Below are 20288 nucleotides of genomic sequence, written 5' to 3' on the forward strand. Positions count from 1 at the left end.
GTGAAGAAACCCCTTTCTCTGATGAGGTCCAGAAGCAATACAACCCATCCAATGAACGGATTCAACACGCCAATTACAAGATGGATTTAGAGATCGCTAAATTGAAACGATCTCTATGAATCACACAATTAAGACGCTTCAGTCGATGCACCCGCAGCTGAAATCTGACGATGCGCTGCATGTAAATAATCATCTGACTGCATTTCCAGCAAACGTGAACGCGTCCGTTCAATTTCAAAGGCCAGTTTTTCACCTTGGTAAAGTTCAATAATCGAATCTTCTGAGGTTAATAGCAGCTTTACGCCACGATCATAAAACTCATCGACCAGATAAATAAAACGGCGTGTACCATCGGCCAGATAATCGGTTAAATGCGGCACATTACTGACCAGCACGGTATTGTACAGGTTGGCAATTTCAATATAGTCAGCTGGGCTACGCGGTTTCAGGCACATTTCCGAGAATTCACACCACAACACATCTTCAGTATGCGCCACCGTTTCAATTAAACGGTTGTTGATGGTAATGGGCTCATCCGAATGGGTTTGGGTATGAGTCAGCGCATCAAAACGCTGCGCCATCCAGACATTATGATCATGTGTCAGCGGTGATTTAAACAGTTGCGCCTGTTTTAACACGCGTAAACGGTAATCCACTCCTGCATCGACATTTAAAATGGCACAGTTCTTTTTCACCATTTCAATGGTTGGAATAAAGCGGTCACGGTGAATACCATTTTTATACAAGCCATCTGGCGCGATGTTTGAGGTGGCCACCAAAGTAATACCGCGATTAAACAGCTTCTGGAACAGGTCGCTGAGAATCATGGCATCGGTCACGTTAGATACAAAGAATTCATCAAAACAGATGATCACCGCATCTTTATAAATCTGGTCAGCCACTGTATCGAGCGGGTTACGCTGCCCTGACAGTTTGTTCAGTTCACGATGCACATGCTGCATAAAGTGATGGAAGTGCATACGGATTTTGCGGCGAAACGGAATTGATTCATAGAACTGGTCCATCAGCCAGGTTTTACCGCGTCCAACCCCACCCCACATATACACACCGCGCGGAGATGTCTGACGACGAAAACGGCGAAAGGCCTTTTTCGAGGCTTTATAACGCTGAATTAACTCTTGCCACACCCGATCCAGCTCGTGTACCGCTTCGGCCTGTGCTTCATCTGGCATGAACTGCCCCGACGCCAACGCCTGTGCATAGCGTTCTGCCGGAGACAATGGAGTATATGCTGTGTTGTGGGATGAGTTGAAGTCAGACATATTATTCAGTACTTTTGGGGTTAATAAATGATAACGAAGATAACCGCCGCACAATATACCACTTTGGGTTTAAAATGCTTAGGCTATTTCCCATACTGGCGCGGACTTTGTCCAAACCAGCGTTTAAAGGCATGATTAAAAGCTGCAGGTTCTGAATAACCCAGTAACTCTGCAATCATTTCAATTGAATAAGCTTGATATTCAATTAATCTCAATGCCTTGTCTTTAATTAAATCTTCACGAATCTGTTTATAACTGGTGTTCAACTGCTGCAACTGATGCCGCAAGGTACGTTCTGGAATCTGTAAGGCCTGCGCGGTTTCTGCCATAGTCGGCATCACGCCCTGCTGCAATTCCAGATAATCTTTGACCCGCTGCACCAAGGTCGGTGCCTGATCTTCCAGTTTTAAGCGCTGCAGCTCTTCAATACACTTTTCTTCAAAGGTCTTGAAGGTAATTGAATCAGCGGATGGAATTTTCACTTCCAGCACCGACTGCTCGAACCAGAACGCTGCATGGTCATGGCCAAAACACAAGTCATGACCATAATAGTCATGATAAGCCGCCAGGGCCTGTGCCTGATCTGGCCGTGCAAATGGCAGTTCAATACGGATTTGCGGCACATTCAGGCTCATCATCTTGTAAAGATCCTGAATAAACTTGAAAGTCCCGGAAATTTCACATTGCGCCCGCAGCATACCCAAATCGCTATCCAGATCATTCGGCAGATATTGCAGCGCCACCCGATCTGCTTCATGTTTCAGCTTTAGCTGCCCCGTCAGATGAGTCAACCCCTGATACTGAATGCCTTTTTCAATCGCGGTCGCAATGGTGTCAGAGGTTACCAGTAACATCAGCAAGGGACCATAACCGGCCAGTGCATAATGCTGACCAATAAAAATACCCTGCTCAGGTCGCACCCCGGCGCCAATAATCTTCAGAATATCCAGTTCCAGTCGCGGATGAATCACCGAACTGGCATCTAACGCATCTGCATGCAGCCCGATACTTTGCAAACGCTCATCCACATCAATTCCGGCATTTCGCATACCTTGAATTAAGTACATGAGACCGAGAATGGATCGTTTCATAGGGGCGCTTGAGTCACGTCTGTGTATCTGTTTTACTATATCATTCACTATTTTTAAATTGCCGAAAATATCAATTTTTTTGTCAGTGCTATCATGGCATCTGCACTGACCCGCTTATATGCTAATCATAGAAATAAAAAGAAAAGGATATACAACTATGCATGATGCATTGTCAAATCATGATTTTTCTACAAATCATGCCGTTCAAAAAACTAAAATTGCCATTATTGGTGCCGGTTTTGGTGGCTTGGCGATGGCCATTCGCCTGCTGCAGCAACAGATCACCGATTTTATTATTCTGGAAAAAGCCAATGAGGTTGGTGGTACCTGGCGGGAAAACCAGTATCCGGGTGCGGCCTGTGATGTGCAATCGCATATGTATTCCCTGTCATTTGCGCCCAAAACCGACTGGTCAAAACGCTATGCCGAAGCGCCAGAGATTTTTGCCTATATTCAGGGCCTGACCGATCAGTTCCAGCTCAGAGATTATTGCCAGTTTCAGACTGAAGTCCTGTCTGCGCATTATCAGGAACAGGACTGCGAATGGCATTTACAGCTCAATCAGCAGCGCAAGCTAATTGCCCAATACGTGGTATTTGCCTCCGGACCCTTGCATGTGCCGCAAATTCCACATATTCCGGGGATCGAAAAATTTAAAGGCAAGGTCTTTCATTCATCGCAGTGGGATCATCAATACGACTTAAACGGTAAAAATGTCGCCTCAATTGGTACTGGCGGCAGTGCCATTCAATATATTCCGGAAATTGCCCCACAAACCAGACAGCTGTATGTATTTCAGCGTACCGCCGCCTGGGTGATTCCACGCGATGAACGACTCTATAGCCAGCTTGAAAAAAAGCTGTTTAAAAAGTTTGACTGGTTTAGAAAACTGCACCGCGCCCGCCTGTACTGGTCCAATGAATCCCGCGTGGTGCCGATTGTAAAACCAGGGGTAATGAAATATACCCAGAAACTGGCCGAAGCCTTTTTAAAATATCAGGTCAAGGACAAACGCATCGCCGCCAAGCTGATTCCTGACTATATTATGGGTTGTAAACGTATTCTGGTCTCCAATAAATATTATCCGACCTTTAATCGCACCAATGTCGAACTGGTGACTGATGCCATTCAGGAGCTGACTGAACACAGCATCATCACCAAAGATGGCAAAGAACGCCCAATTGATTGTCTGATTTATGGCACCGGTTTTATTACCGATCCGCGCATTTATCTGAAATCGTTTGATTGTGTCGGTGAACATGGCGTGGAGCTGAAACAGGCCTGGAAAGATGGCGCCGAAAGTTATTATGGCATTTGCACCAAAGGCTTTCCCAACCTGTTCCAGCTGCTAGGCCCCAATACCGTGCTGGCGCATAATTCCGTAGTGTTTATGATTGAGGCACAGGTTGACTATATTTTGCAGATGATCAAGCTGGTCGAACGTACCCAGACCGATGCCATAGTCATTAAAGATCAGGTTCATGATGACTATAACCGTTATGTTCAGGAGATGCTGGCCGGGACCATCTGGCAATCCGGTTGTGTCAGCTGGTATCAGCAAGATGGCGGTAAAAACTTTGCCCTCTGGCCGACCTATACCTGGAAATACTGGTTAAAAACCCAGAAAGTGAATCCGGCTGATTATCGCTTACTGAATAAACGTGCAAAACAACAGCTGGCCAGCTAATTCAGGCATAATAAGCAGGAATTGATTTTAGGCGAGTATAGATGCAATCCTTTTGGCTTATTTTCCAGCTACTATTTTGTCTCTATCTCGGCTATGCCTTTGCAGCCCGGTTTCCCCGCTGGCTGCAACAGCTTATGCTGAAACTGTTACCTTATTTCAGCTATATTCTACTGATCGCCATTTCACTTGAATTTGCCCAGACTTTAAACCAAATCCCTCAACCGGAACGTATTTTAACCAGCGCAATGCTGATTTCATTTAGCACCAGTCTCGGTGCTTTCGCCTGCTGTTATGGCCTGTTTAAATGGGCCGGCTTTCAGCCCAGCCAAGGACGCGTATCCTTTAGTCTGGTACTACAATCCTTACTCAATATCAGTTATGCCTTCATTGCTTTAGCCGCTGGTTATCTGCTTTATCTGGGCAGTGAATATTGGCAGCTCAATTTACATATTAGTACCTGGCATTTATTGCTGGTCTTTATGCTGATGATTGGCTTTGATCTCGCACGCGCACCGCTTGACCGTTCCTGGTTAAACTGGAACATCCTGCTGGTGCCAGTAGGCTGTATTGTTGGCTCGATATTAGGGGCGCTGTTCTGCTTATTCTGGCTATCACATATTTCCCTAAAAGATCTGATCATGCTATCGCAAGGCTATGGCTTTTATTCCATGAGCGGCATTGTAATTAGTGAACTGCGCACACCGGAACTGGGCAGTATTGCCCTGATGAATGATTTATTCCGGGAAATCTTTGCGATTGTGCTGATGTATCTGATTGGTTGGCGTTATCCGCGTGCGGCCATTTCTTCTGCCGGCGCTACAGCGATGGATGTGACCTTACCAATGGTGAAACAGGCCTGTGGCAATGACTTTATTCCTCATGCCATGGTCAGTGGTTTTGTGTTGTCAGTATTGGCACCTATCGTGGTCAGTATTCTGGCAGTGATTTAGATTTAACCCCTTCCAACCTCCCTTTACAAAGGGAGGAGTCCCCCTTTGGAAAAGGGGGATTTAGGGAGATTACAACGTCGCTAGAATATCTTTAAGCATTTGACGAGGATGTTCCACCTTGGTAATTGGGCGACCAATCACCAGATGCGTTGAACCATCCAGCATCGCCTGTTTAGGCGTGACGATACGCTTCTGGTCATCTGCAGCAGAACCTTCAGGGCGAATCCCCGGCGTTACCAGAGCAAACTCCTGACCCAAGCTTTCACGCAGCATCTTGGCTTCTTGCGCTGAACAGACCACACCATCCAAACCGCTGTCTTTGGTTAAGGCTGCCAAACGCTTCACCTGTTCAAATGGCTCAATGTCTAAACCGATATCACGTAAATCTTCACGCCCCATTGAGGTCAAAACAGTCACAGCAATAAGCTGGGTATTGTAATTCCCTGCTTTTAAGCGCTCTACACAGGTTTCCATCATTTTTCGGCCGCCAGAGGCATGCACATTCACCATCCATACGCCCAAGTCTGCTGCCGCACATACCGCCTGAGCTGTGGTATTAGGAATATCGTGGAATTTTAAATCCAGAAAAACTTCAAAGCCTTTATCTTGCAGTGCTTTGACCACTGCTGGCCCTTCATGGGTAAACAGCTCTTTACCGACCTTAACCCGACATAAGGCTGGGTCTAGCTGCTCGGCAATTGTCATTGCGTCGTAATGACTTTTTGCATCTAAAGCAACGATAATACTCATGAGAAGACCCTTAAAACTGACAAAATTAAAGCATTATACGAATTTCAAATCTGGCAACCAAGTGAATTTTATTGAATATAAGCAAAGCAGTTAAATTAAACTGCTTATTTATAAAACCTTATGGATTAAACTAAGCGTTTCAAAACATGGCTGCATAAAAAAACGCTTAGGAGATCAGCTCTTAAGCGTTAAATATTTCAAGTTGCAGACCTCAAAAAAGCCATTCAACTTTATTCAAGCGTCCACTATAAAGGTGTAGATGAACGATCATTCGGATGAATATCGACTACCGTTTTTTCATGGCGTGTATTTGCAGCCGCCTCAGCCGCTGCCAACTGTGCCGTATGAATTTGCTCTTTGCGCAGATGGTCAATATCTTTACGCAGTCGCTTGATTTCCCAGCTGGTCTGGAATACGCGGAAAATCTGCACACCCAGTAAAAGTCCAACAACAACACCCAGTGCCAGGGTCAGTAATAACAATAACCCCAAACGCATGGCTGGAACTTGAGTGAACAAAAGGTCAACTGACAGCTCGGTCCCGTTTTGTAAAACCAGAGCCAATGAATAGCCAAACAGTACAATCAATAATGCGACTAAGACGTAACGCATAAACACACCTCAGGATATAAATTAATTATTTCTCTGCAGATGCGTTCACTGCATCGCGCAATGCTTTACCTGGTTTAAAATGAGGTACCGCTTTTGCCGCCACTTTAACTGACTTGCCCGTTTTCGGGTTACGACCTACACGTGGCTCACGATGATGTAATGCAAAGCTACCAAATCCACGAATTTCAATTCGGTTATCTGCAGACAGTAATTCAATCATTTGATCAATCATAATCTTAACAGCTTCTTCAACTAAAGGTTCCGCTAAATGTGGATTTTTTAGGGAAATTCGCTCTATTAAGTCAGACTTATTAAGTGCTTCAGTAGTCATCTGCGACCTCTTTAATTATCAAGCTACTTTAACTTAAAACCGATAATAACCTGTTTAAATACAAAACGGTAGCGCAATAAGTTAATACTACGCTACCGTTTACAGTATTTGTGTAAAAAGTAAGAGTTAAATTACATTAATCATACTTTTCCACAGCTACTTAGTGGTTCATCTGAGCTTTGATCAGATCACCAATAGTCTTAGGACCATTGTCTTGAGAAGCTGTTGCTTGACGTAAGTTAGCTACTGCTTCTTTCTCTTCAGCTTCGTCTTTCGCTTTGATAGACAAGTTGATAGAGCGAGACTTACGGTCAACGTTGATGATTTTCGCTTCAACTTCTTGACCAACTTCTAAGAACTTAGTTGCATCTTCAACGCGATCACGGTTGATTTCAGATGCTTTCAGAGTTGCTTCAACTTCGTCAGCTAACTTAACAGTCGCGCCTTTCGCGTCAACTGCAGTTACAGTACCTTTAACCAGCGCACCGCGTTCGTTAGCAGCTAAGAAATCGTTGAATGGATCGCTGTTCAATTGCTTGATACCAAGGCTGATACGGTTGCCTTCAGCATCTACAGACAGGATAACCGCTTCAACAGTGTCACCTTTCTTGTAACGACGAATCGCTTCTTCGCCTTGTTCGTTCCAAGAGATGTCAGACAAGTGAACTAGACCATCGATACCGCCTGGTAAACCGATGAAGATACCGAAGTCAGTGATTGACTTGATTGTACCTGAAACTTTTTCACCTTTGTCGTGGTTCTTAGCAAACTCTTCCCATGGGTTAGCACGAGTTTGTTTGATACCAAGAGAAATACGACGACGCTCTTCATCAACTTCAAGAACCATAACGTCAACTTCGTCACCGATCTGAACAACTTTAGATGGGTGGATGTTTTTGTTTGTGTGGTCCATTTCTGAAACGTGTACTAAGCCTTCAACGCCTTCAGCGATTTCAGCGAAGCAACCGTAGTCAGTTAAGTTAGTTACGCGAGCTTTAACGATAGAACCTTTAGGATAACGGCTCATGATCGCTAACCATGGATCTTCGCCTAATTGTTTCAGGCCTAAAGATACGCGGTTACGTTCTTTGTCAAACTTAAGTACTTTAACAGTAACTTCTTGACCAACTTCAACAACTTCTGATGGGTGCTTGATACGTTTCCAAGCCATGTCAGTGATGTGAAGAAGACCGTCGATACCGCCAAGGTCAACGAACGCGCCGTAATCAGTAAGGTTCTTGATCGTACCTGTAACTGTTTGACCTTCTTCAAGCTGAGCAAGAAGCGCTTCACGGTCAGCTGAAGATTCAGCTTCCATAACAGCACGACGAGAAACAACAACGTTGTTACGTTTAGCGTCAAGCTTGATAACTTTGAATTCTAACTCTTTACCTTCAAGGTGAGTTGTGTCACGGATAGGACGAGTGTCTACCAAAGAACCTGGTAAGAACGCACGAACTGGACCGATGTCAACAGTGAAACCGCCTTTAACTTTACCAGAGATAACACCAGTAACGATTTCGCCGTCTTCAAAGATTTTTTCAAGTTTAGTCCAAGTTTCAGCACGTTTCGCTTTTTCACGTGATAAAACTGTTTGACCCATACCGTTGTCGAGAGCTTCAACAACAACATCAACAGTATCACCAACTTGAACTTCAAGTTCACGTTGTTCATTTAAGAATTCAGCACGGTCAACAATACCTTCAGATTTAAGGCCAGTGTCAACTGTTACCCAATCAGAGTCGATGCTTACTACAACGCCTTGGATGACAGCACCCTTTTCAACGTTGAGGTTTAATTCGCTTTCTTCAAAGAGGGCTGCAAAAGATTCGGTCATGATATTTCCGATAAAGTCAGCGGTCTTGGATCAGACAAGGCCGGTTTAGTTAAGCGTTTACATAGTCCGTATAAAACTGATCAAGCTATGCATTCGCTGAATAAATTTAGTTTGCTAACTGCTGATCGACATAACGTGTCATCAGTTGAAAGACTTCATCGATGTTCAAATCTGAACTGTCAATGATGTAAGCATCAACCGCTGGCTTGAGTGGAGCAACTTCGCGCTCCATATCTCGTTTGTCGCGAGCTTCGATATTAGCTAAAATGTCGTTTATTTTAGCATCCAGCCCCATACCCTGCAACTGTTTTACACGTCTTTGCGCGCGCGACTCTGCCGATGCAGTCAGATAAATTTTGGCTTGTGCCTCAGGAAAAATGGAGGTGGCCATGTCACGACCATCGGCTACCAGCCCCGGCACTTGGGCAAAAGCACGCTGACGGGCCAACAATGCCGTTCTAAGTTCCGGAATTGCTGCTACTTTTGAAGCATATTCTCCGACACGTTCGGTACGGATGGTCTGGCTGACATCTTCGCCATCCAGCATGACCTGAGTGCCGGTTGCTGTGCTCTGAAATTTGATGTCTAAATTTGTTGCAATTTCGATGCATTTGCCCAGTTCGCTACCCAGACTTTCCAGCAAATCTGCCTTATGCAATGACAGCCCGAGCAGACGATACAACGCGCCTGAGTCCAGCAAGTGAAATTGATAATGTGCAGCCAGTTTGGCGGCAAGCGTACCTTTACCCGAGCCACTTGGCCCATCAATGGTAATAATTTGAACTGTCATTGCGTTTCCAGACATATTTACAGATTTTTATACAGATTTAGCCAGTTTACTTAAACCGATTTTAATTGCAGTTTTCAACTGAGCAAGAATGAGTTTACTGACAAAAGGCGCGCGTGCCTGCAGCTCAATCCGGTAGGTCACCAGGGTTTTATCTTCTGCCACAGGCTCAAATTCAATCACGCCCAAATGATGTTTCACCAACGGATTTTTAATAATTTTATATTCAATCCTTTGATTTGGCTCAAGCACCGTAATCTGCTCCTGCAAAGGCTTAACCGGGCCAAAACCCATCCGGCGCACTGAACCCACACCATCCGGGCGTTCAGGATCAGCGGAATCCTTGACACGCTTAACCTGCAAAGGTGCAAAAGCGGTGTTATAGGTGGCATGTTTCGACATTAATTCAAATACCTGTGCTACAGGCGCATTAAATTCTTTTTTAATTTGAATAGCGTTCATTTTATTGTTCCTAAAGGGATTCAATCACGTACACGGCTTAGTGTAGAGGAAAATGCTTTAAAGATTCTGATCATTTAAGGACTTTTGTTGTAATTTTTGCTGTCTTTTCTGCTCACGACGCAGCTTGAAAAAATCTCTCAACTGGGCTGCACACTGGGTTTGCAAACAGCCCGATTCAAACTCAAACAGATGATTATAATAGCCACTGTCCAGCAATTGGCGTGCACTAACCAGAGAACCGGCTTTCGGCTCGGTGGTACCAAATACTACCCGTTTTACCCGGGCATGAATCAGCGCACCCACACACATGGTACACGGCTCTAGCGTGACATAGAGCGTGGTATCTTCCGGCAAACGGTAATTTGCAATGTGGCTACAGGCCTGACGAATCGCCAGAATTTCAGCATGCGCAGTAGGATCATTCAGGGAAATGGGCGCATTATAGCCTGACCCAATAATCTGGTTCCGACTGACTAAAATTGCCCCGACAGGAATTTCTCCCTGCGAGGCCGCTAATGCAGCCTGCTCAAAAGCATGCTGCATCCAGTATTCATCAGAATAAACTTCTACATCAGACATAAATCAGCTGATAACACCATGACGTTTCAGCAGGTCATTCCAGCTTTGAATTGACGTCACCGGTGGATCATCAGCCAGAATACCTTTCAGGCTGCGATCAGCGCCCTGCTTCCACTCTGGAGATAAATCCTTATCGACCAGACGGGCACGCACACCCTCGACAAAGTCAGGATGATTGATTTTCCAGGCCGAAATCTGGGTTTCCAGTTCAAACACTTCATTCCATGAATGCACCTGTTTGCCCCATTGCCATAATAACCAGCTGAGGGCTGCAGTTGTCAGTGAACCTTTTTGCAGGTTTTCACTGGCCTGACGCAACCAGTCACTACGCGCATCACTTAGACCGACAATTGCTTCATAGTCATGTTCAAAGTTGACACCACGACACACGCTATGAATCACATCTAACGAGTTCTGCAATGGCCCTGGTCCAACCGGACGGTGCATACTGTTTAAGGTGTCATCAATAGCACGGAAATCACCGGCCGGATAATGATCCCAGTCAATATTAATCATCCGGTCCAACACCACATCACGTGCGACATCACAGATATGTGTGGCCCAGCCAATTCCGTAAGCGCCGGCGGCAGTCATAATCGAACCGGTTAAACCAGTGAACAGACCAATAGCACCCCGATCTGCCAGAAAGCGCGATGCACCTACATCTGGATAAAGACCGATATTAATTTCCGGCATTGCCAGACGTGAATGCGGGGTTACCAGACGGAACGGCGCTGCCATAAACAGACCCAAACCACCGCCCATCACATAACCTTCACCCCAGACCAGCACCGGCTTGGCATAGTTATGCAGCAACAAATCCAGCGCATATTCCTGTTCAAAGAATTTATTGGCTGCCTCAACTTCGTCATTAATCACCAGTTGACGCAGTTTGCGCACATCGCCACCGGCACAGAAAGCTTTTGGTGTAGTGGAATCGAGCCAAATGGCTTTCACCTGCTCATCCGTATGAAAGTCCTGAAAGACTTCCAGTAAAGCAGTCACGATAGATTCATCCAGTGCATGCAACGACTTTGGACGGTTCAAACGAACAATACGCCAGCCATTTTGTGCTTCTTCAACAATTAAATCGGGATGATACTGTTTCAATACGGGAGTTTGTGTCATGCGTCCAGCTGCCAGTCTATAGGCTCAATGCCATGTTGTTTCAGGTAATTATTTGTTTTTGAAAACACTTTACATCCAAAAAAACCACCACGGTTTGCCGCCAGCGGCGACGGATGTGCGGCTTTCAAGATTAAGTGTTTATTCGGATCAATGCGTTGTCCCTTACGCTGTGCATAGGCACCCCATAAAATGAACACAATATGCTCACGCTGTTCATTTAGGACATCAATCACATGATCTGTAAATTCTTCCCAGCCCCGCTTCTGATGCGATGTTGGCTGTGCAGCCTCAACAGTCAGGACACTGTTTAACAGCAGCACACCCTGTTCCGCCCAACGGGTTAAATCGCCATGCTTGGGAATATCTAGCCCCAAGTCGGTATGTAACTCATGGAAAATATTACGTAAAGATGGCGGTAATGCAACCCCTCTCTGCACAGAAAAGCTCAGGCCATGTGCCTGATTCGGACCATGATAAGGATCTTGGCCCAGAATAACGACTTTGACCTGCTCTAGCGGCGTGGTATTTAGTGCATTAAAAATTAAGCCACTTGGTGGATAAATCACTTTATTGGCTTGTTTTTCTTCGAGTAGGAATGCTTTTAAGGCATCCATTTTCTCACCCAGCAAAAAATCGCTCAGGGCATATTTCCAGCTCGCATCTAACTGAACCTTCTCCAGTTTCGCGTGTTGCTGTTCAGTTAAAGACATACCTGTATTAAATCCTTTATATCCATGTCAGGATGTGTGTATTAGAGTTTAACCTGTAAATCTACGCTTGGGTTTTGGAATTTAATACCCTGTTTCAATTTTTCATACATCTCGGGATCTGACCATTCCGCGCGCACCTGCGCTGAAAACTCGATCTGATCCAGGGCAAGCCGTCCCATTTGTTCGTTTTCAATATCTTCTAAAAAGCTTTGCGCATAACCGGTATCGGTTTCATGCACAATTACCGAATAGACTTCAACATCACCTTCACCATTCTGGGTGATGGTTGAGGCCAGCACCTGCTGCGCCAGAAAGAAGAAAATACGGGAAAACTGCTCGGCAGATGGCGATACTGGTAAAGAGACCCAGCGTGCACTGAAGTTTTGGCAGGCCTGAATATAATCCGGATTGTCCTGTTGCCAGAAACAGATCGCATGATCGAAAGAATCAAAAATTTCTTTAATCACACCTTTTAGCAAGCCAAAATCATAGACCATTTGACCATGATCTAATTTCGTTGCCTTAAGTAACAGCTCAACTTTATAGCTATGGCCGTGTATTGAACGTTTACAGCGGTCTGAAGTGCAGTTACGCACAATATGAGCATTTTCAAACTTAAATAACTTACGAATTAACATGTGTCCCGATCAGGCCAGATTATTTGTGAATCGACTATTAATTATAAAGCAAAATTAAAGGAATAAGCATTAAATTTGCTGTTTAACTTGATAGCTAAAACCTATCTCGCTTTATGCACAGTGAAAATTGCGCTGAAAGGCTGTGTTTTAAAATGGTGCCATGCTGCGATAGGCCACATAAACCGTTTTTTTATCGCGCACCAGATCACTACTAAACTGGCGTTTGCGTTCACTCAGCATCACTTCAATTTTTGCCTTAAAGTAATTGGACTGTACCCCCAGTAAAGCACCGACCTGAGCTTTCAGGGCGGCATCCACCTGTTTAAAGGCATCCAGCTCCCACAGTTCCTGCGTATTGGCAAAATGCTCCAGATTGGCCTGACGCTGTTCCAGCACCTGCTGAATCTGGTTCACATCCAGCTTGTCATCAATACTGGCCAGCACCAAAGCCGGTGCCGTATTGATGTTGATACTGGTACTGCGGTTCGGCAAAGCACTGACATAAGGCAGTAACAGCTGATATTGACCTTCTTCAAAGCCGCGTACCTGTTTCAGTTCTTCGACACTATAAAACAAGGAATTTGAAGGTAAATAACCATTAGGTAGGCCCTGATAATAGCTACTCTCGGCACCCATCGGCCCGATGGGTAAATCATCGGCATCTTGCCAGTCAATTACCGCTTCACTGATTTGGGCAGGCAAGCCAACACGCACCAGCAGCCGTTCAAAATACAGTTTGGCATTTTCATTAACATTGCCATTGTCATTCAGCAAGGCATTTAAATTGAACTTCCCCGATTCATCACTCAACACACCCGCCACAAAACCATCTTCGACAGGAAAGGCTGGCATCGGCTGGGCCCAGTTTTCTTGCAGATGATCGACCTCGGCAGCATTTTCAGCATCATCTTTGAGCAATTCAGCGAAGAAGGCTTCGGCACTTTTGGCATAGAGCAAGGACTGGTTCTGCCGCATTAAATAAGCAGTACTTTCTGCTGTATAGGCCTGACGTTTGGCAATGGTCGCCGCCAAAATGGTGGCCAATGCCACCATCATTAAAATGGTGATTAGCGCAATACCCTGTTGCTGTTTTATGTTCTGTCTCATTGCCCCATTCACTGCCTGTCTTTAGTGCCTGTTTTATGATGTGGTTTTATTGTCTGATTTCAGGAAGTCAGTATTTAACAGGCTAAAAATCCATTCATATTGTACATCTTGTACGGTTAAATTTATTTTAATGCCTTTTGGCAGTTTGCGTTTTTGTTGATTATCATTTAAGTCAATACTGCTGTCTGGCCAGTTACTCAGCTCCTGCGGATTCAGCACACTGACCTGAAACTGGCTAACATTGTCCAATAATACGCTGGAAACCGGCTGATCCTGCCCGGATTGATGCAAATTGGCATATTTCAGACGATACAGTTTTTGTTCGTCGGCCCGGTACTGATATTCAATCCGTTCAGTGGGGGCAATGCCCTGCTGCAAAGGATCGGTCACACCGGTCTTGCTAAAATTAAAACGGCCGTTTTGTAATACCAAAGCTGGCTGAATATCATTATTGATGTTGGCCGTCAGCGGTACAATCTGAATGCTGTCACGCAAGATTTGCTGATAGGCACCCTGCAATCCTTCTAACTGCTGTTCATGCCACTGGTTACGGTCTTTGACCTTGACCAGATAATCAAATACTTTCCAACCCAAGGCAGACAGCACCGCAAAGATGGCAATGGCCACCAGCAGCTCGACCAGAGTAAATCCGCGTTTAGCCTTAATCATTGCGCCACCCGATGATTAAAAAACACCAAATGGGTGATGCCGGCTTCAACCTGACCGGTATCGGGGTTAAATAAGCTGACCTGCACTTCTACCCGCTGCACATTCGGGCTAATGGTCGGCTGTGCGCTTTTATCAATTTGCCAGCTTTCACCTTGCAGGGTGACCTGTTTTGATTGCGTACCCGTCAGCCAGTCCTGCTGGATTTCCATTAGAGCCTGTTCGTTTAAGGCCACAAACTGCGCTTTGGTTCTTAAAATGGCATGAGAGGTCGACTGGGTATATTGCATGGCCACTTGAGTCAGCGCCATGGCAGCTGTAGCGAAAATCGCCAGTGCCACCATCACTTCTAATAAGGTAAAACCGGCAATACGCTTGAATCGGGTCTGATGCGGATATGCTCGTAATCGGTACGCGGATGTTGAACAGCTGGAAAAAAGCCGGCTCAGTTTTTGCAGATCAGGCGATAAGAAGGCTGAAAATAATCTATTCTTCATTCACGATCTTACCCAGATGATCAATTTCGATTTCAGCCCCAACCGGACGCTGCTCGAAATAAAACTGAATCCGTACCGGTTTAATTTCGCCATTACCGAGCCAGATCAGTTTCGGCGCATCGCCTTGCAGCAAGGCGGCATTCTGCGCATTCTCAAAGCCGTGTTGTAAAGGCTGGATCTGAAAGCTCACTCCATCGGGCAAACTTTGCATCTCAAATTCGGCATATTTTTGCCAGCGGGTCGCGGTTTGACTGAGCATGACGCTTGAACTGTCGGTAGCGGTGGTTGCTGGCAAATATTCCAGAACTTCATAACGAAATGGTGACACATCGGTGGCATTTTGAACATTTAGAGCCAGCACACGCGATTGATCGTCCGCTTCGCGTTGCAGCTTCTTCACATCCATCAAAAACACTTCACGTGCCTGCATGGCGCTGCGCTGGTCCACCCCGCCAATATTCATCAGCACCAGTGAGGCGGCAATGGCCATGACCACAATCACCACCATCAATTCAATGAGTGTAAAACCACGAACAGATGAGAAGTGATGCGATCTAGTCATGAGATTTAGACGATCTGTTCGAGATGTTGAACTTGTTTCGGCAAGGCCAGTGCCTGATCGATATAGGCCACGCGCAAGGTGTCACGTGAACCCAGATAACGCTGGTAAAAACTGGAATTTAGAATGGCCGCCGCACCGTGCGTCAATGACCAGATCGAGGCCAGATAATCACGCACTGACATTTTGCTCTGAATTGATTCCAGATAATGCTCGGTCATGCGAATAATCAGACGCAGGCGCTGTTTACGCACCTGATACAGTTCGTTAAACAGATGGTTGATGCCCATACCGGTAGTCGACAGGCGCTCTTCAATCTGATGGAACAGTACCGTGCGCTCTGGATGATGCAAGTGATGCAGCATAAAGAAGGCCAAATGTTCAGGAAACTTTTTCTCAGCATCCTTGATCATTTCGAGCAGCATGTTCTCATTACGAATAATCAGCAACATGTACAGCTCGTCTTTACTCTGGAAATGTTTATAAAGCGTGCCTTTGGCCAGGTCTAATTCTGCGGCCAAGGCATCAAGCGTCATCCCTGCTTCGCCATTTTCTAATAGCAACTGCTCTGCCACTTGAAAAATTAAGGTTTCTCTTGCTCGAAATTGAGCCTGACGATCCATCTTCACCCTATAAACTCTCTCTTATGCACTTATCGGTCAGTTTTAAAAATTTCTAGATTTTTACTTTTGGTTCAAGAGGTTTTCAAAATTCTGCATGGTTATGAAAGCCATCTCTTCCAGTGACTTATCATATACATCACTCAGGGCTTTGGCTACATATGGGACATATTTTGGTTCATTTGATTTACCACGATATGGCATTGGTGCCAGATACGGTGAATCGGTTTCAATCAGAACGCGATCTAGTGGCACCTGCTTGGCCACATCCCGTAAATCCTGGGCATTTTTAAAAGACACAATACCCGAGAAAGAGACATAGTAACCGCAGTCCAGTACCGCTTTGGCGGTTTCCCAATCTTCGGTAAAACAGTGCAAAATCCCATGGGTTGATTTTTCTGCGCGGATAATATCAACCGTATCCTGCTTGGCTGAACGGGTATGCACCACCACCGGTTTTTTTACGATTTGCGAGGCATGGATATGGCGGGCAAAACAGTCTTTCTGCTCGGCAATAAAATCGGTACTGTGATAATAATCCAGCCCGGTTTCCCCCAGCGCCCAGACTTTTTCCGGTTGTGCCAGCTCGACCAGATAGTCAGTGGTGGCACGCGCCATGGTGGCCGCATCTTCACAAGGATGCACACCCACGGTATAACCGACATCTGCATGACGTGCGGCAATTTTTGCCAGTTCGATATGGTCATCCAGATCGACCGAAATACTCATAAATTTAGATACGCCGGCTTCTCGCGCCTGCGCCAATGCCAGATCCAGATTTCCATCATACGGAGTTAAATCGAGCATGGTTAAATGACAATGCGTATCTACAAACACAGGCGTTTCCTACAACAACTTAGAACAGACTACATAGTGTAACTGTTTCGATTTGAAGACTTAAGTCCTGCCAGTAGTCTTTCTGCTTCTGCTTTGTAATACAGACCCTTTTCACCACTGAGTTGAATACCAAAGCCCTGTAATTTCACCCCATTCTGTTTTTGTGAAATCCAGATTACTTTACCGGTCAGTGGAATTTTTTGTGATTGTTCCGGCAAGGTCGCCAGTACAAAGATTTCTTCGCCCATCTGCACCGGTTGCTTGGAAGGAATAAACAGTCCGCCATCGACCACATAGGGCATATAACTTAAATAGAGCGTTTCTAGATCTGGAATATTGGCCTGGATAATTCCGCCCATACGTGGCTGCATACTGTTTCCCCTTAAAGATTCATCAATTTTATACACAGCTGATCAAGAATCAGATTGCTTTGAACATTCTGCTCTGTCATCTGTTTTGATTGTTGTATATCACTATAAATATCAAATAATGCTTCCAGCGAATACTGCTCGGCCAGCGCGCTTAGTGTCAGGTCGATGTTTTTCACCGGTTGATTTAGCTTGACACAAATCAAATCTGACAACAAGTATTCAAACATCTGACCAAATTCACTAAAACTCAGCTCTTTATTCCACTTGGTCGCAATTGCCATCGGCATATTTTTTTGACTGACCAATTTTTGCCAGTCTTGCACAAAGTCAGCGCGCTTAAAGAACCAGTCCTGCTCGGCCACCTGAATGGCTTGCAGCGGCATCTGATTGGACAGGTTCATCAGCAGCTGTTTTTGCTGCTCGCTGCTTTCCGGCAAGTGCTGGCTTAAAAAATCATGGGCCAGTTCCGGAGCAATCCGGTCAAGGGCAAAATGCTGTAAACGACTGCGAATAGTCGCGGGCAGCTTTAGGTAATGATCGGCCAGCAGGATAATCACCACCCGCTCGCCCGGCTCTTCCAGTGTTTTTAGCAAGGCATTGGCAGAAGCAATATTCAAGGCTTCTGCCGGCTCAATCACAATAACCCGCCAGCCATCTACGGTTTGTTGCACAAATGGTAATAAATCACGGATCTTCTCGATCTTAATTTTCGCGTTTTGTTTTTTATTCTCTTCATCGATCGTGACATAAACATAATTCGGATGCGTATCTGATTTTAACCATTGACAACTGCCGCACTCGCCACAGGGCAGATTGCGCTCATGACGATGCTGGCACAAAATCCAGGCCAGAAACTGCTGCGCAAAAGCTTCTTTGCCACAGCCTTTTTTACCATAAAACAGCAGTCCATGGCCCAACTGGGGAAATCTGCCCGTTAGTGTATCCCAAACTGTTTGCTGCCAGGGATAAATCTGCGCAGTCACTTCATTCTGCATGGCCAGCTCTACGATTCAAAATGTGCAAGATCAAGCGCATTCAAACGATCCAGATCTTCCTGGGTATCGACACCCGGCGGTAAATTGGCTTCAGCCACGGCAATCGCAATCCGATGTCCATTTTCCAGCACCCGCAGCTGCTCCAGACTTTCCAGACGCTCCAGCAGACCCATCTCCCAAGTCACATATTCCTGTAACAGTTTTACCCGATAGGCATACAGGCCCAAATGACGATAAGCCTGATCATGCAATTGCGGCACGGCATTTTTCGCCCCGTCACGATCATAAGGAATGGTCGCACGGCTAAAATACAAAGCCTGATTGTGCTTGGACATCACCACTTTGACAATGCTATCACGCTGAAACTCATCCAGCGCATGAATCGGTTCACACAGTGTCGACATCGAACAGCCAGGCTGATCGACCAAGAGCTGCGCCACCTGTTTCACCAGCTGCGCGGGCAACAAAGGTTCATCACCTTGCACATTGACAATAATGTCATCACTGGCCCAGCCTTTAATCCGCGCTACTTCACTTAAACGGTCAGTCCCAGAAGGATGATCCGCTGAAGTCAAGACCACATCCACCCCTTCAGCGCGGCAGACATCGGCAATACGCACATCATCTGTCGCCACACATAAGTCATCAAAACCTTCAACTTTTTTGGCCTGATCCACCACCCGTAAAATCATGGGACGGCCATGAATTTCAAGTAAGGGCTTACCCGGTAAGCGTGAACTGGCAAAACGTGCAGGAATAACGATGTGTTTCATAACTGTCCTTCATTCAGGGTCAAACCCAGCTGCGCTAACTGTTGATGCAAAACCTGATAACAGGCGGGTGACAATACCGCTTCAACCGGCACCACCCAGATTTCCCGGTTAAAATCAGGATACTGTTTCAGCAAGGGCAAAATTTTCACCGCATCTTTTTCGGTGGTAATAATCGGTTGATGATCTTCAAACTGCAAGTCATCAATTTCATAATCATGATGATCTGGAAATTCGTGGCACTGGAATTGCTGGATGCCCATCGACTCTAAGGTGCGATAAAAACGCTGCGGAAAACCAATCCCAACCACGGCATAAAAAGCATCTTGCGGATTAAACACCTTACCCTCTATGGCATTAAGTAAATAAGGCTCAGCCACTTCCAGATGCATATTCAGCGCTGAACTTGGCTGTGCCGCATGTTCAATCACGGTTGCTGTATTCAGGCGGCTTTTCGGCTCTCGCAAATAACCTTCAGGCAGAATTTTTTCATTGCCCAGACCGCGATTATTATCCAGCACAATCCATTCCAATTGGCGATTGAGCGCCAGATGTTGCAAACCATCATCACTGATAATCAGGTCCAGTTCATGTCTGGACAGCAGCAATTCAATACTCTGCTGACGATTGGCACCGACCGCCATTGGCGCACCGGTAGATTGTACAATCAGACAGGGTTCATCGCCGACCATATCTGGCGTCGATTCAAAATCAACATAGGCCGGGAATGGGCCTTTGCCGCCATAGCCGCGGCTAATTACGCCAACACGCACATTCAGGCTATGCAGATAATTAACCAGATGAATCAGCAGCGGCGTTTTGCCGCTACCGCCTACGGTAATGTTGCCAATCACCATCACCGGCACTGGTGCGGTATAGGCTGCTTTCATCCCCGAAGCATACAGCTTCTGATTCAGCACACTGCCACCACGATATAACAGCGCCAACGGCCGTAGCACAACCAACCATTTGGCTTGCTTGTTCCAAGCGTCCTGAATGAATTGTGCAAATGACATGGCTGA

General features: G+C 45.7%; 24 protein-coding genes. 2 read left to right on the forward strand and 22 right to left on the reverse strand.

Translation table 11 applies throughout. From position 1 onward, the window contains the following. Positions 1-128: 128 nt before the first annotated feature. On the reverse strand, positions 129-1283 hold the full coding sequence (gene zapE / locus FTU55_RS04065) for a cell division protein ZapE (protein ID WP_005177549.1): 1155 nt from the start codon (positions 1281-1283) through the stop codon (positions 129-131). 83 nt (positions 1284-1366) lie between these two features. Further along, positions 1367-2374 carry an AraC family transcriptional regulator gene (locus FTU55_RS04070; RefSeq protein WP_075166796.1) on the reverse strand — a complete coding sequence of 336 codons (1008 nt, stop codon included), beginning with the start codon at positions 2372-2374 and terminating at the stop codon, positions 1367-1369. A 157-nt stretch (positions 2375-2531) separates the two neighbouring features. Here FTU55_RS04070 and FTU55_RS04075 point away from each other — a divergent pair, with 157 nt between their 5' ends. Further along, positions 2532-4061 (forward strand): NAD(P)/FAD-dependent oxidoreductase, encoded by a 1530-nt coding sequence (locus FTU55_RS04075; protein ID WP_160241354.1) that lies wholly within the window; start codon positions 2532-2534, stop codon positions 4059-4061. Between the two features lie 41 nt (positions 4062-4102). Further along, positions 4103-5011: a lysine exporter LysO family protein gene (locus tag FTU55_RS04080; RefSeq protein WP_168398083.1), complete on the forward strand. Its 909-nt coding sequence runs from the start codon at positions 4103-4105 to the stop codon at positions 5009-5011. A 69-nt stretch (positions 5012-5080) separates the two neighbouring features. Here FTU55_RS04080 and pyrF read toward each other — a convergent pair whose 3' ends face one another. The 20 genes from pyrF to lpxK form a co-directional block, all read right to left on the reverse strand. Continuing rightward, positions 5081-5761 (reverse strand): orotidine-5'-phosphate decarboxylase, encoded by a 681-nt coding sequence (gene pyrF / locus FTU55_RS04085; RefSeq protein ID WP_168398082.1) that lies wholly within the window; start codon positions 5759-5761, stop codon positions 5081-5083. Between the two features lie 245 nt (positions 5762-6006). Continuing rightward, the gene (locus FTU55_RS04090) at positions 6007-6372 is read right to left on the reverse strand and encodes a lipopolysaccharide assembly protein LapA domain-containing protein (RefSeq protein WP_005177535.1); all 366 of its coding nucleotides are present in this window, start codon (positions 6370-6372) and stop codon (positions 6007-6009) included. A gap of 25 nt (positions 6373-6397) precedes the next feature. Beyond that, entirely contained in the window at positions 6398-6703 is a 306-nt protein-coding gene (locus FTU55_RS04095) for an integration host factor subunit beta (protein WP_180046256.1), read from the reverse strand. Between the two features lie 160 nt (positions 6704-6863). Continuing rightward, a complete protein-coding gene (gene rpsA / locus FTU55_RS04100; protein ID WP_005177527.1) occupies positions 6864-8540 on the reverse strand; it encodes a 30S ribosomal protein S1 in 1677 nt (558 codons plus the stop codon). A gap of 106 nt (positions 8541-8646) precedes the next feature. Continuing rightward, the gene (cmk, locus tag FTU55_RS04105; RefSeq protein ID WP_180046258.1) at positions 8647-9330 is read right to left on the reverse strand and encodes a (d)CMP kinase; all 684 of its coding nucleotides are present in this window, start codon (positions 9328-9330) and stop codon (positions 8647-8649) included. Between the two features lie 27 nt (positions 9331-9357). Next, positions 9358-9789, reverse strand: coding sequence for an SRPBCC family protein (locus FTU55_RS04110; protein WP_104473640.1), 432 nt, complete (start codon positions 9787-9789; stop codon positions 9358-9360). A gap of 57 nt (positions 9790-9846) precedes the next feature. Next, a complete protein-coding gene (gene tadA / locus FTU55_RS04115) occupies positions 9847-10368 on the reverse strand; it encodes a tRNA adenosine(34) deaminase TadA (protein WP_127799402.1) in 522 nt (173 codons plus the stop codon). Positions 10369-10371: 3 nt separating this feature from the next. Further along, positions 10372-11496: an enoyl-CoA hydratase/isomerase family protein gene (locus tag FTU55_RS04120; RefSeq protein WP_005177517.1), complete on the reverse strand. Its 1125-nt coding sequence runs from the start codon at positions 11494-11496 to the stop codon at positions 10372-10374. Next, positions 11493-12206: a uracil-DNA glycosylase gene (ung, locus tag FTU55_RS04125; RefSeq protein ID WP_005177514.1), complete on the reverse strand. Its 714-nt coding sequence runs from the start codon at positions 12204-12206 to the stop codon at positions 11493-11495. Before ung ends, FTU55_RS04120 begins: the two co-directional genes overlap by 4 nt. Positions 12207-12247: 41 nt before the next feature. Continuing rightward, positions 12248-12844 (reverse strand): 6-carboxytetrahydropterin synthase, encoded by a 597-nt coding sequence (locus FTU55_RS04130; protein ID WP_005177512.1) that lies wholly within the window; start codon positions 12842-12844, stop codon positions 12248-12250. Positions 12845-12991: 147 nt separating this feature from the next. Next, a complete protein-coding gene (gspK, locus tag FTU55_RS04135) occupies positions 12992-13951 on the reverse strand; it encodes a type II secretion system minor pseudopilin GspK (RefSeq protein WP_171526201.1) in 960 nt (319 codons plus the stop codon). Between the two features lie 33 nt (positions 13952-13984). Continuing rightward, positions 13985-14620, reverse strand: a complete 636-nt coding sequence (gene gspJ, locus FTU55_RS04140; RefSeq protein ID WP_152342358.1) for a type II secretion system minor pseudopilin GspJ — start codon at positions 14618-14620, stop codon at positions 13985-13987. Beyond that, positions 14617-14988 carry a type II secretion system minor pseudopilin GspI gene (gene gspI / locus FTU55_RS04145; RefSeq protein ID WP_228288776.1) on the reverse strand — a complete coding sequence of 124 codons (372 nt, stop codon included), beginning with the start codon at positions 14986-14988 and terminating at the stop codon, positions 14617-14619. Before gspI ends, gspJ begins: the two co-directional genes overlap by 4 nt. A gap of 115 nt (positions 14989-15103) precedes the next feature. Continuing rightward, a complete protein-coding gene (locus FTU55_RS04150) occupies positions 15104-15676 on the reverse strand; it encodes a prepilin-type N-terminal cleavage/methylation domain-containing protein (protein WP_160241360.1) in 573 nt (190 codons plus the stop codon). A gap of 5 nt (positions 15677-15681) precedes the next feature. Further along, the gene (locus FTU55_RS04155; protein WP_016658223.1) at positions 15682-16296 is read right to left on the reverse strand and encodes a TetR/AcrR family transcriptional regulator; all 615 of its coding nucleotides are present in this window, start codon (positions 16294-16296) and stop codon (positions 15682-15684) included. Positions 16297-16356: 60 nt separating this feature from the next. Beyond that, positions 16357-17130, reverse strand: a complete 774-nt coding sequence (locus FTU55_RS04160) for a TatD family hydrolase (RefSeq protein ID WP_168381360.1) — start codon at positions 17128-17130, stop codon at positions 16357-16359. A 29-nt stretch (positions 17131-17159) separates the two neighbouring features. Then, positions 17160-17501 (reverse strand): PilZ domain-containing protein, encoded by a 342-nt coding sequence (locus FTU55_RS04165; RefSeq protein ID WP_005177501.1) that lies wholly within the window; start codon positions 17499-17501, stop codon positions 17160-17162. 11 nt (positions 17502-17512) lie between these two features. After that, entirely contained in the window at positions 17513-18496 is a 984-nt protein-coding gene (locus tag FTU55_RS04170) for a DNA polymerase III, delta' subunit (protein WP_005177500.1), read from the reverse strand. 8 nt (positions 18497-18504) lie between these two features. After that, the gene (gene kdsB, locus FTU55_RS04175; RefSeq protein WP_104488987.1) at positions 18505-19269 is read right to left on the reverse strand and encodes a 3-deoxy-manno-octulosonate cytidylyltransferase; all 765 of its coding nucleotides are present in this window, start codon (positions 19267-19269) and stop codon (positions 18505-18507) included. Continuing rightward, on the reverse strand, positions 19266-20282 hold the full coding sequence (gene lpxK, locus FTU55_RS04180; protein WP_075174512.1) for a tetraacyldisaccharide 4'-kinase: 1017 nt from the start codon (positions 20280-20282) through the stop codon (positions 19266-19268). The genes kdsB and lpxK overlap by 4 nt, the downstream gene beginning before the upstream one ends. Between the last annotated feature and the right edge of the window lie 6 nt (positions 20283-20288).

The organism is Acinetobacter sp. YH12117 (assembly GCF_013418865.1).
GTDB lineage: Bacteria > Pseudomonadota > Gammaproteobacteria > Pseudomonadales > Moraxellaceae > Acinetobacter > Acinetobacter indicus.